This is a genomic window from Flavobacterium sp. LC2016-23, from assembly GCF_009674775.1.
Lineage (GTDB): Bacteria > Bacteroidota > Bacteroidia > Flavobacteriales > Flavobacteriaceae > Flavobacterium.
In genome coordinates this window covers 1-12,527 of record NZ_WKKE01000001.1, presented here as the reverse complement: position 1 = coordinate 12,527, position 12,527 = coordinate 1, and the positions used below count along the sequence as shown (strand labels likewise).

Genomic DNA, 12,527 nt, shown 5'->3' with positions numbered 1-12,527 from the left:
ATCTATATTCTATAATCTATGCTCTTTATTCACCATCACCGTACTTCTTGATTTCCGTTAATTTTCCTTTATCCGAATAAAATTTCCAGTCTCCAAAATAAAACCAATGTGTTTCTTTTGAATTAACTTCGATTTTAGTTTTTCCTGTCGACTCTAATTTTCCGTTTTCATAATAATTTTTTACGGTACAGATTCCGTTTTTATATTTTTCAGTTTTGCGAATTTTTCCGTTAATGTAGGATTTCCATTTTTTTACCGGTTGATCGTGTTTGTAATATTCAAATGATTTGTATTGAACACTATCCTGAACATAGACATCCACCCATTTTCCTTCTTTCTTCTTATCAACTTTCTGATTGATCAGCGGCGCTTTACATCCAAACCATAAAAACAGAACTAATATAAAAAGTAATATATCTCTCATTATTGCTCTACATCTATAGTTGTTACTCTACAAATGTAGAGATTAATTTTTAATGTGCAAGAGAATTTTAGAAAAAAGGTTCTGAGGAGCTAAGTTGCTAAGGTTCTGAGGTTTTCTTTTGAGGTTCAGTAGGCAGGTGCAAAGAGGCAGAGGCTCAAAGGAACAAAGGTTTTTTTGAGAAGTAAAGGCGCAGACGTTTTTTCAATAGCCCTCAGCTTTAGCTGAGGGTTTACAATAGACAGGAAGAAAATAGCTTTAGCCAAATAATTAACCCCGAAGATTAAAAATCTCAATTAAGAACAAAAAAAAACTCCGGCTAAAAGCCGGAGTCTCTATAATCTAAAACACATACGGTTTCAAAACCTTTGCACCTTTGCACCTATGTTCCTTTGAACCTTTTTCAAAAAAACCTATTTCGAAAGCTCTACAAAATATTTATAAAACAACGGAATAGTCTCGATCCCTTTCAGGTAATTAAAGATTCCGAAATGCTCGTTTGGCGAGTGAATCGCGTCACTGTCCAGACCGAAGCCCATAAGGATGGTTTTGCTTTTTAATTCTTTTTCGAACAAAGCTACAATCGGAATACTTCCACCGGAACGAACCGGAATTGCCGGAACTCCGAAAGTTTCGGTATACGCCATGTTTGCCGCTTTGTACCCAATACTGTCAATTGGCGTTACATACCCCTGTCCTCCGTGGTGTGGCGATACTTTTACCGTAACTCCTGCCGGTGCAATGCTTGTAAAATGTTTTGTGAAAAGTGCTGTGATTTCTTCCCAGTCCTGATTCGGAACCAGACGCATCGAGATTTTAGCAAAAGCTTTGCTCGCAATCACCGTTTTGGCACCTTCACCCTGATATCCGCCCCAGATTCCGTTTACGTCTAAGGTTGGACGAATCGAGTTGCGTTCGTTGGTTACATATCCTTTTTCGCCATAAACATCGTTTAGCGCCAAGGCATTTTTATATTTTTCTAAACTAAAAGGCGCTTTTGCCATTTCAGCTCTTTCTTCTGCAGATAATTCCTGAACGTTATCGTAGAAACCCGGAATCGTAATATGATTGTCTTCATCATGAAGCGAAGCGATCATTTTTGCCAGAACGTTAATCGGGTTAGCCACTGCTCCACCGTATAAACCGGAATGCAAATCACGATTCGGACCTGTAACTTCTACCTCAACATAACTCAAACCACGTAAACCTGTCGTGATTGAAGGTTGTTGGTTCGAAATCATTCCCGTATCTGAAATTAGGATTACGTCGTTTTTCAGTTTCTCCTGATTGCGTTCTACGAACCAGGCCAAACTTGCCGAACCTACTTCTTCTTCGCCTTCGATCATGAATTTTACGTTACAAGGCAGCGTATTCGTTTGCACCATAAGCTCCAAGGCTTTTACGTGCATGTACATCTGACCTTTGTCATCGCAGGCTCCGCGCGCAAAAATGGCTCCTTCCGGGTGAATTTCCGTGTTTTTGATTACGGGCTCAAATGGTGGCGATGTCCATAATTCGATTGGATCCGGGGGTTGTACATCGTAATGTCCGTATACGAGAACGGTAGGCAGATTAGGGTCGATTATTTTCTCTCCGTAGATGATTGGATAACCCGGAGTATCGCAAATTTCGACAAAATCGCAGCCTGCTTTCGATAAACTTTCCTTTACAGCTTCGGCTGTGTCAATAACATCTTGCGAATATGCGGTGTCGGCACTTACCGACGGAATTTTTAATAATTCGATCAACTCATTGATAAAGCGATCTTTATGTTGTTGAACGTAAGATTTTATATTTTCCATTTATTTAATTTTTACAGAAATTCAAAAATACAAAAAATAGAATTAATATTTTTTTGCAAAAATGCTTTGAAATTTAGAAGTTATGTTTATCTTTGCACCCACAATTGAGCGGATATGGTGAAATTGGTAGACATGCCAGACTTAGGATCTGGTGCCGCAAGGCGTGTAGGTTCGAGTCCTATTATCCGCACTGAAAAAAAGCTTCTGAGAAATCAGAAGCTTTTTTGTTTTTAGGATATTGAATTTTAGCAGTATAGCGAAATCCACATAAATTTATGTATCAAAATTTATTCATTAAGCTTCTGATCCTATTTAGTTCATCGGTCAATTTCACTCCCTCTTTAAGAGTGGCCTCTATAACTACCTCTTTTTTAGTGGGTGAATATGTGAAAAACTTAAAATCAAAATCTAGATCTCTACACCAAAAAGCAACAAATATTAAATAATCTTTACCTGAATGTTGGATGTCAAATTTTACAGGCACATTAATCACCTGAACTAATACTTGCTCAGTATGACCTGTGAAGGAAAATTTATTTCCTAAAGAATCCTCAATAAGTTTAAAATTATAGTTTGATTTAATTTGCTCCACGTTATAAACATCAATTATATAAGCTAGTTTTTCTGCTGGAATTGCAGATTCATTTTTAATACTCACAACTATGCTGTCTTGGTGACTTTTCACATCTTTTACATCAATATTAGCGGATAAAACGGGGACTCTTCTCTTATTAAACAAAGCTTGAACAATTCCGTGAGGTGCCGGCTTTGCATCTCGCTCAAGTCTCAAATAATATTTTCCATCTGAAGAACATTGGTGAGGAGGATTTAAACTTTGTGGAATATCAATCAGAAAAATATTTCCATTTTCAGTTAGAAACTCTTCAATTTTTAAATCTGTAGGTGTCGGAACGATGTTAGAAGCAATTTTTTGATACAACCAATCTTTATTTTTAAAATTTGAAAAAGTTAATTTCCCCTCACATATCTTAATAATATTTTTACCCACGGTTTGTTTTGTTTCTCTTGGGGACCCTATAATTAGTAACCCTCCCTCCGTATTTAAAAATGCTGCAATCTCCTTGAAAATGTCATTAATCTCAACTTCACCACTTTTAAACTCAACAACAGACGATTCTTCCTGCGGGCTTGAAAAATAGTTTTCAATATCAACTAAACTAACTTCATCTCTTTTTTTACTAAATATCTTTTCTATATAATTCGAATTCATATATTTTCTACATTTTATAAATTTTAAATAGCAACTAAGATATAGAAAATTAAATCAACATTTCCTAGAGTAGATGCATATCAAAAACACAAATTAATCCAAATATTTTCATAGAATGAACGAAGGAATCGCATACGCTGAGCACACACTGTTGTCGAATACTGGATGAGATTTCTTCGTTCCTCGGAATGACGATCCAATTTTTCAAAACCACGTCCAGATAATAACAACTATAAGTATCGATATAATCAGTATCACACAGTTGGTTTTCTGATCTTTTGATTTGTCGTTATTACACCAGTGACAGACTTTACCAATAAACGATGTTTGTTTTCCGCAGTTGCTGCATTTCATCTTAGTTATGGTTTTAATTAATAATCCAAAACTAATTTATAGCGATGATTTTGTTTTACGGTTTTCCATATCGTTCATATGTCGCTCACTCCACATCCAGATAAGGATCTAAAACTTCCGCCAGTCTATGCAGCCAGTAAAAATTACTTTCAAGATGGTTTAATTCAGGTTGTACTGTTTCGCATGCACTCATTGTACATCATATAAAGTTCTGTAAATATTAACACGTCTAATTTGTCATTCCGACGCAAGGAGGAATCACACGCGCACATCGACAAAGCTTGATGCATTTCTTTGCGGAGTTTCTTGTGCGATTCCTCCTTGCGTCGGAATGACAAACGAAGTGGTTATTCTACGTTTGTATTCTTTAATCCACATCCAGATAAGGATCTAAAACTTCCGCCAGTCTATGCAACCAATAAAAATTACTTTCAATACTACTCTTTCCAAATAATACTATTTCGTTTTTTGTCATTGCGCATAAAGAAAGCGTATAACTTACTTGTCGTATGGTCTTTGCCATATCTTTCGGGTCAATTGCAGTATTTAAAAAATCTGCGATTCGATTTTCAAGTTCTTTTGAAATTTTTTCTGTAGCCATAATCTTATTTTTTTATTTTTCAAATATACTAAAAAAGAACACAAATATGTGTCCTTATAGAAAATAAATCTTAGGACTTTTGAAATATGGATATTTCAGAAGAAACTTTTATTGTAAACCTTGGCATTCACGTTAGACAATTACGTGAAAAGAAAAACTTGTCCCAGCAAGATTTAGCTAACGACTGCGATATCCCTAAAAATCAAATAGGCAGAATAGAAAGAGCAGAAATAAATACAAGCATAAAAACTCTCGTAAAAATCGCAAATGCACTAGATGTTGAGCCTAAAGAATTATTTGATTTTTCTTTAAAATAAAAACCTTCAAAACTAATTTTCACCAACCTCAATGATTAAAACCAAAAAATTCCATCTCACAAAAAAAGAATATTTTTTCTTCATTATTAGAATTTTATTAAAAAGGCGATGGTGGCTGTATTCTTTTATATTGTTTCTTTCCGTAGCATTTTTATTTAAGGATCAGAAAGATTCTTCTGATATTTTTATGATTGCCTTTGGGTTTCTTTATCCGCTAGTTACAGTATTTCAATATTGGAGATTTGCAAATTCAAAGGAAAACGAGATTTTTTTCAAAGAAACACAATATGAAATTTTCACGGACAAAATTATTTCTAACATGGGAGAAGTCTCTGAAGGTACAATTGCCATAGGAAGTTTCATAAAAGTTTTAGAACTGAAAGGTCTTTATCTTTTATACATTTCAAAAGGTCAATGTTTCTATTTTCCAAAACGAGTTTTTGAAACTCAAGAAGATGAAAATTGGTTTAGAAAAGAAGTGTTTTTGAAGATTAAAAATAAATAAATTTCGGCTAAAGCCTTTCCTTACAAACGTAAAAAACCTCCAGTTAAAACTGGAGGCTATTCATTTAGTATAAATATCTTTAAGCTTTTATAAGAATCCATCGAAAAACAACTCTTAATCAAAAATTATGGCAACAGAATTTCAAAAGGTAATCGAAAAGGCTTACGGAGCTTTTAACGACAGAAACATACAGGCCGCTCTTGAAACCATGCAGCCTAATGTACAATGGTCAAAGGCCTGGGAAGGCGGCTACATTAGCGGACATGACGAAATAAACGCCTACTGGACCAGACAATGGAAAGAAATTAATCCGAAAGTCTATCCAACTGCATTTAACGAAAGACCAAACGGAAGTCTGGAAGTTGTGGTGCATCAAATTGTAAAAGACCTCGAAGATAAACTTATGTTTGACGGAAGCGTTAAGCATATTTATACTTTCGAAAACAACCTCATCAATACAATGGATATTGAATTGGTAGAAGAATAATAGAGTTTTTATCTTTGCATACTTTATTTTAAAAAAGGAATTATGTCAATTACAACAGAATCAGAATTAGTTGGAATGCAAAAAGCCAGTGAAGCGGTTGCTTTCACATTAAAAAAAATGAGAGAATTTGCGAAGCCTGGAATGTCTACCAAAGAATTAGACGATTATGGCGGGCAAATCCTTAATGAAATGGGTGCTAAATCGGCTCCGTATCTAACATACGGTTTTCCGGGATGGACTTGCATTAGCGTCAACAATGAATTTTGTCACGGCATTCCATCCGATACAAGAATTCTTGCGGAAGGGGATCTGATTAATATTGATGTTTCGGCAGAATTGGGCGGATTTTGGTCCGATAACGGCGGTTCCTTTGTGATTGGTGCCGATATCAACCAACACGAAAAACTGATTGAGGCTTCGAAACAAATTTTACACAAAGCCATACACAATATAAAAGGCGGCGTCCGCATTTCGGACATCGGTTTTATCATGGAAACCGAAGCCAAAAAAAGAGGCTACAAAGTGATTAAAAACCTAACCGGCCACGGTATCGGAAGAAGCCTTCACGAAGCCCCGCACGAAATAGCCAATTACAGGGATAAATTCAACCTGACCCGATTTAAGAAAAATTCGGTGGTGGCAATCGAAACCTTCATTGCAACAACCTCAACCTATGCCGAAACGCTGCAGGACGGGTGGACAATGGTCGGCAACAAAGGCGGTTTTATGGCACAGCACGAACACACAATTGTCGTTACCGACGGCAAACCGATTATACTAACGGCCATGAATGAAATCTGGAATTAGAAAACAAAAAATCCTTTAATTGAACTTAAAGGATTTTTTATTTTATATCATTTTGATTTTTTAACCAATCCAAACTTTGGTTTTAAATACGTTCAGGGTTTGTCTCAAGTGCTGATTGAATCCAATCAAAACAACCAAAATCAATAAACCATATCCTACCACGGTGTAGATTTCCATATTCGATAATAAAGTCGCTTGTCTGGCAACGGCGCTAAAGACTTTTTTTAGCGCCAGTGTATTAGAATCGTCAGGCGAATATCCTTTTGCGGCGAAACTCTGGGCTGTTTTAGCAATGGTTTCCTGCGCCTGAGGATTATCGCCTGTTACAAACTGACTGAGTTTTAAAAAATGCTTTTTATTCAAAAATACCTGTGCGTTCTGCATGATGCAAAAACCAATCGTGCTTCCCCAGAAACGTCCCGAAACGCCGACAATTCCGGAAGAAGTCATCATTTTAGCGGGAACTGCAGAAACGGTGAACAAAACCAGTGGCACAAATAAAACACCAACGGCAATTCCCTGTAAAATATACGGAATCACGATATCTGACAATGAAACATCGGACACAAACAGAAACGTAAACCAAAAATGAAACACCGCCAAAAGCGCAAAACCAATCATAAAAATGTATTTGGTCGCCACGGATTTCATCAGGAAAAAGGCCGCCAGAATCAGCCCGATTACATTTCCGAGTCCGTTGATGTATTGTACTCCGGCCACTCGGGAAGGATCCCAGTTCCAGATCGAAAACATCGCGCTGTGACAAAGACTTAAAGTGGCTCTGGCGATGTAAAAAATAAAAAACAACAGAAATCCCGTTCTTAAATTCGCATACCTGAAAACCTCAAAATCAAAACTTGGGCGTTTGACCAGCAATTGTCTGAAAATAAACAATCCACCTGTAATGAGGCAAATAATCAAAGCCAAAATCAATTGCGAAGATTCAAACCAATATTTCTTTTCGGCATAGACAAAAAAGAAAGCCCCGCTTAAAATCGAAGTCAAAACCAAAACATAACTCAACAAATCGACCTGATACAAAGGGATTTTCCTGGTGATTCTATGACTTCTGAAGGTAACCAGAATCAGAAAAACATTAATCAGCTGAAGCATTCCGGAAACGTACAGCATGTATTTCCAATCGTAATGATCCAGAAACCAAACCGCAATGTTCATAATAAAAGGCGTTGCGAGCAAAAGTGATCCGTAATAAAAGGAAAACCCAATGATAATGGCATTTTTAGACTTAAAGCGTTCGACCAGTAATTGTCTCAGGATCATCACCGGCAAAGCCATCAGGATTCCTTCGGCGATTCTTAACATGATAAAAAGCGCAAAATTCGTCACATAACCCGACGAAATTATGGTGACGGCTATCAAAATATAGAGCGCTATCAGATACGTTTTCGCAGGAAAATAATTCGAAAACCGGCTTTCGATCAGAATTGTAGCCAACAAAGTTCCATAGGTTACACACATGGAAAACTGCAAATCTTCGGCTTCAATATCCAGAAAACTTGCTGCGTAGGCCACGTTCGAACTGTAAACGCCCAGCAAAATCATCGAATGCAGTAAACACACAAACAAGATGATGATGATCGCCCAGTTGGGAACCCAGGATTTAAAAATACTTTTATCTTCCATTTTAGTTGTGCTGCGCAATAACGGTAATGTTCATTCCGGCTCTTAAAAAGTCAGCTTGTCTATCGGTGTCTTTCAGTTGAATTCGCACCGGAATCCTTTGTTCGATTTTTACGAAGTTTCCCGTGGCGTTATCCGGAGGCAACAACGAAAAACGTGCTCCGCTTGCAGGCGATAACGAGGTAATAATTCCTGTAAATTCCTTATCATTTAAAGCATCCGCCTGAATTTTAACTTCCTGACCCACGGTTAAATATTGCAGTTGTGTTTCTTTAAAATTGGCCGTGATCCATTTTTCTTTGCTTACGATCGAAAGCAACGATTGCCCTTCTTTCACCATTTGTCCCGGCTGTAACGTTCTTTTGCCCACCCAGCCGTCATAAGGCGCTGTAATTACGGTGTACGAAAGAAACAATGCCGCATTGTCGGCTACAGCTTGTTTGGATGCAATATTCGTTTGCGTTGCCGGAACATTTGCCTGCGCCTGAGAAGTGTTTAAATTAGAAGACTGGATTCGATCCCGCATTTCCTGAAAATGCGCCTGAGCCGACTCGTAATCGGCTTTTACTTTCTCTAATTGCTGCGAAGTTGCCGCTTCGTCTTGTACCAGCGCTTTGTATCGGTCATATTCTAATTTTGTTTTCCAGAGATTCGTTTTCGCTGCTGCCAGTTGCGATTCGCCAATTGCGGTTGAACTTGCCGTCGTTGCCACATTTTTCTCGGCTACCACACTGCTTTGTCGCGCACTCTGCACATCTGCCAGGGCCACATTAAGTTTCGATTTGTATTCCCTGTTGTCAATCACCACCAAAGTATCACCCTTGTGCACAAACTGATTTTCTTCAAAACGAACTTCCTGCACATACCCCGTAATACGAGACATAATTGGCGTCACGTATTGCTCTACCTGAGCATCATTGGTTTCCTCATGGTTTCTGTTGAACACATAAAACCAAATCCCTAAAATGATCCCGCTTACTACCAATATACAGGCAATAATTGTTATTAATATATGAAACGTCCTGTTTCTTCTAGTTTCATTTTTTATCTTAACCATAAACTCTATATCTTTTCTATTTTCTAACTTCTTGCCTCTTTATTCTTTCTTCTATTCTCTATATTCTATATTCTATTCTCGTTCTGCATTATCCCCGCCGTATGCAGCAATTCATAATGTTTCAGAACCGCATCCAGTCGTATCGAGATCTTATTGTATTTTGCCTGTAATAGAGCATTATCAGCATCGACCATCTCGGTGATTAAAACCAGTTGATTGAGGTATTTCAGTTTTACGATTCGGTAATTTTCATTCGCCAGATCGAGGGCTTTATCGACCACCACAAATTTTTCAAGGATTTCCTGATATTGGGTATGTTCCTTAAACAGCTTATCCTGAATTTCATCTTTTATAATTTCGGACTGCAGTTCCTGCCATTCAATTTTCGTATTCGCCTGCTGTACTTTGGTTTTGTTTTTATACAAAGCCGAAATATCAAAATGGGCTTCGATACCTACTTGTCCCAAAGTGTACAAATACGGATTCGGCGGAAAAAATTTGTAGTTGGGATAGTAAAAACCATAATTCCCAAAGAAGTTTACAGTCGGGAGATAATTTCCTTTGACCAGCTTCAGTTCCGTTTTTTTAATGTTCAGTTCCTGGCTCGCCATTCGCATTTCCTCATTCTGAAAAGCTTTATTCAAATAAAAATCATAGGGATCCAAACCCTTCATTTCCTCAAGACTAGCCGTGGTATCGATTGCAATTTCTTCGGTTTCCGGAAGCTGAATCAAAGTTTTCAGCTCATGGAGTGCGATTTTTATGTTTTTAGAATTCGTCAGCGCGCTCAATTCACGGTCCGAAAGCTGCAATTCGGCTCTAATGACTTCATTTTTGGTGACAGTTCCATGCTTTTGCAGTGACGCGACTTCTTTTAACCTGCTTTTTTCTTCCTTAATGTTTTCTTCGAAAATCTTCTGAAGTTCCAGCATTTTATAAATCGCCAGGTAATTGGCCACCACTTCGAGCCCGATATCATTTTCGGCCTTTTCTGTTTTTATTTTGGCAATTTCATTTTCCTGACTGGCAATTTTAATGGCGTTGTTAATCTTATTTCCGGCGTAGATTGGCATTTTAAAGGTTGAATTGACCTGATAAATTTCAGGAATTGCCTTGGTCACTTCTTTGCCATTTAAAAAACCGCTTCCTTTAAATTCCGTAATATTGGTAATTCTGGAATATTCACCGTTTAATTCGATATCGGGTAAACGGAGTTCTTTTCTTTCTTTGATGTTTTGCTCGGAGAGCGTTGTCTCCAATTGAGATCTGAGGATTTTTTTATTGTTTTCTTTCGCCAGTTTTACCGCTTCACTTAAAGAAACCGAATGAATTTCCTGAGCCTGTAAACTATTAAATGTTATTACAATTAGAAATAATAACACGATTTTGAGAAAACAATCTGCTGTAGAATTTGTTGTTTTAAGGAACATGAATTTATAAATAATTTTTATAGTGCAAAGTTCCTGCATTTTTTTGGTGACTGATAATTCTAAAAAGTCAATAACGTATTCATTTCGGACAAATGTTAAAATTGTAATTTTCGAAAACGATATATTAAAATATTGAAAATTAATACATTACAAAACAAAAGAGTTTTCTCGCAGATTTGGCAGATGGAGCAGATTTATTTTTATCTGCCGGATCTGCAAAATCTGCGGGAGAAATAAATTTTATCGGCTTTTTAAAACATCTTCTCCGTTTAAGTAATCGGAAGGCCGTTGTCCGAGGATTTTAAAGAAGGTATTACTAAACGTCGGTACACTGCTATAACCTACTTCCTGGGCGACTTCTTTTACAGAAAGTTTTCTTTCTAATAATAGTTCAATCGCTTTCAAAATCCTTCTGATAGTGTAATACTGAATGAAAGACATTTTAAGATCTTTCTGAAACAGGCGGTACAAAGAGCGTTCGCTGTAACCGAATTCATGTGCCACATCGGCAAACAAAATCGTTTCCCCTAAATTATTCTCTACATAACGCAAAATTTTACCCAGGCGGGCGTCTTTGGGCTGAGGTAATTCTAAAGGCAGATTCGTGAGGCATATTTGAGGCAAGATGGCTTTGATCGCTTTGGCAATTACAAAATTGGGAGAATCTTTCTTTAGATCACCATTCCACTGATTCGTGAAAAGCATCATTTGAAGCAGTAAATTATTGACCGGATAAATCCCTTCGTTCTGGTAAAAAGTATCTTCGTCTTTCTCTACCGGAAAATACAGATTTCGCATCATTACATTTTCAGACTTGGGATGAATGCTGTGCTCCACTCCACTCGGAATCCAGATAAAATGCCGTGCCGGCAAAAAATACGTTTTAGTTTCGGTAGTGACAAACACCACATCGCCTTCGGCATAAAGCATTTGTCCTTTCTCATGTTTGTGCGTCGGAACAAATAATTCGCCCATCACATCATGATGACAGTAAATGCTTTTTGGATCGGCATCTACTTTCTTGATGTAATACTGGTCTACTTTATGAGTGGATTGTTCCATTGAGGTCAGTGAATAGCTGTAAACTTTTGTTCTCTATAAATATAAGAAAATAAAATTCCAATGTTTTAAAATTCCAAATTCCAAAGCTGGGTTGTAAAAATTTAACCGCAAAGAGCGCTATGATTTACGCAAAGGTTCGCAAAGCAATAAATAAACTTTGCGAACCTTTGCGTTTTTCTCCTTGCGGACCTTGCGGTTAAATTTAAAAATAAAAAAGCCTTTCCGTTAAGAAAGGCTTCTTCCAATATTGCGGTCTGGACGGGACTCGAACCCGCGACCCCATGCGTGACAGGCATGTATTCTAACCAACTGAACTACCAAACCAACTGCGTTATTGTGAGTGCAAAAATACAATAGAAGTTGGGTTTTGCAAGGTTTTTTTCGAATAAAAATTGATATTTTTTTAATGAACTAAATTCCAATCTTTTAAAATGCCGAATTTCAATTTTAGAGAGTAAAAAAACTGCATTTAACCGCAAAGTGCGCAAGGTTAAAAGCGCAAAGGTTCGCAAAGCTATAAATACTTTGCGAACCTTTGCGTAAATCTTAGCGCTCTTTGCGGTTAATTCCGATAGGTCCTAAATCAAAAAAGCCATCCACAAAAGTGGAAAGCTTTTCATTGGTCTAACTACTAAACCAGCTACGAGTTACAAATTCGTAGCAAACAACACAACTAATCTTAGATACCGTATTTGGGCAAAAAAGCCTTTCCGTTAAGAAAGGCTTCTCCCAATATTGCGGTCTGGACGGGACTCGAACCCGCGACCCCATGCGTGACAGGCATGTATTCTAACCAACTGAACTACCAAACC

At 37.4% G+C, this 12,527-nt stretch carries 12 protein-coding genes and 3 tRNA genes; 5 read left to right on the top strand and 10 right to left on the bottom strand.

What is annotated here, in order from left to right; translation table 11 throughout:
* Positions 1-25: 25 nt before the first annotated feature.
* Positions 26-424: a hypothetical protein gene (locus GJU43_RS00075; protein ID WP_154338781.1), complete on the bottom strand. Its 399-nt coding sequence runs from the start codon at positions 422-424 to the stop codon at positions 26-28.
* A 410-nt stretch (positions 425-834) separates the two neighbouring features.
* On the bottom strand, positions 835-2,223 hold the full coding sequence (locus GJU43_RS00070) for a dipeptidase (protein WP_154338779.1): 1,389 nt from the start codon (positions 2,221-2,223) through the stop codon (positions 835-837).
* Between the two features lie 108 nt (positions 2,224-2,331).
* On the opposite strand from GJU43_RS00070, the gene GJU43_RS00065 reads away from it, so the two are divergent.
* Positions 2,332-2,413 (top strand) — tRNA-Leu (locus tag GJU43_RS00065).
* 90 nt (positions 2,414-2,503) lie between these two features.
* On the opposite strand, the gene GJU43_RS00060 is transcribed toward GJU43_RS00065, so the two are convergent.
* Positions 2,504-3,454: a helix-turn-helix domain-containing protein gene (locus tag GJU43_RS00060; RefSeq protein ID WP_154338777.1), complete on the bottom strand. Its 951-nt coding sequence runs from the start codon at positions 3,452-3,454 to the stop codon at positions 2,504-2,506.
* A gap of 721 nt (positions 3,455-4,175) precedes the next feature.
* Positions 4,176-4,409 (bottom strand): hypothetical protein, encoded by a 234-nt coding sequence (locus tag GJU43_RS00055; protein ID WP_154338775.1) that lies wholly within the window; start codon positions 4,407-4,409, stop codon positions 4,176-4,178.
* 86 nt (positions 4,410-4,495) lie between these two features.
* Here GJU43_RS00055 and GJU43_RS00050 point away from each other — a divergent pair, with 86 nt between their 5' ends.
* From GJU43_RS00050 to map, 4 genes are all read left to right on the top strand, one after another.
* Complete coding sequence (locus tag GJU43_RS00050) at positions 4,496-4,726, top strand: helix-turn-helix domain-containing protein (RefSeq protein ID WP_154338773.1); 231 nt, start codon at positions 4,496-4,498, stop codon at positions 4,724-4,726.
* Positions 4,727-4,757: 31 nt separating this feature from the next.
* Positions 4,758-5,231 carry a YcxB family protein gene (locus tag GJU43_RS00045; RefSeq protein WP_154338771.1) on the top strand — a complete coding sequence of 158 codons (474 nt, stop codon included), beginning with the start codon at positions 4,758-4,760 and terminating at the stop codon, positions 5,229-5,231.
* A 127-nt stretch (positions 5,232-5,358) separates the two neighbouring features.
* Positions 5,359-5,718 carry a nuclear transport factor 2 family protein gene (locus GJU43_RS00040; RefSeq protein ID WP_154338769.1) on the top strand — a complete coding sequence of 120 codons (360 nt, stop codon included), beginning with the start codon at positions 5,359-5,361 and terminating at the stop codon, positions 5,716-5,718.
* A gap of 42 nt (positions 5,719-5,760) precedes the next feature.
* Positions 5,761-6,525 carry a type I methionyl aminopeptidase gene (gene map, locus GJU43_RS00035; RefSeq protein ID WP_154338767.1) on the top strand — a complete coding sequence of 255 codons (765 nt, stop codon included), beginning with the start codon at positions 5,761-5,763 and terminating at the stop codon, positions 6,523-6,525.
* 60 nt (positions 6,526-6,585) lie between these two features.
* Here map and GJU43_RS00030 read toward each other — a convergent pair whose 3' ends face one another.
* From GJU43_RS00030 to GJU43_RS00005, 6 genes are all read right to left on the bottom strand, one after another.
* Entirely contained in the window at positions 6,586-8,169 is a 1,584-nt protein-coding gene (locus tag GJU43_RS00030; RefSeq protein ID WP_154338766.1) for an MFS transporter, read from the bottom strand.
* Position 8,170: 1 nt separating this feature from the next.
* The gene (locus GJU43_RS00025; protein WP_154338764.1) at positions 8,171-9,223 is read right to left on the bottom strand and encodes an HlyD family secretion protein; all 1,053 of its coding nucleotides are present in this window, start codon (positions 9,221-9,223) and stop codon (positions 8,171-8,173) included.
* Between the two features lie 65 nt (positions 9,224-9,288).
* Positions 9,289-10,605 (bottom strand): TolC family protein, encoded by a 1,317-nt coding sequence (locus GJU43_RS00020; protein WP_370455454.1) that lies wholly within the window; start codon positions 10,603-10,605, stop codon positions 9,289-9,291.
* Positions 10,606-10,893: 288 nt separating this feature from the next.
* Positions 10,894-11,715, bottom strand: coding sequence for an AraC family transcriptional regulator (locus tag GJU43_RS00015; RefSeq protein ID WP_154338762.1), 822 nt, complete (start codon positions 11,713-11,715; stop codon positions 10,894-10,896).
* 250 nt (positions 11,716-11,965) lie between these two features.
* Positions 11,966-12,039 (bottom strand) — tRNA-Asp (locus GJU43_RS00010).
* A gap of 414 nt (positions 12,040-12,453) precedes the next feature.
* Positions 12,454-12,527: transfer RNA gene (locus GJU43_RS00005), tRNA-Asp, on the bottom strand.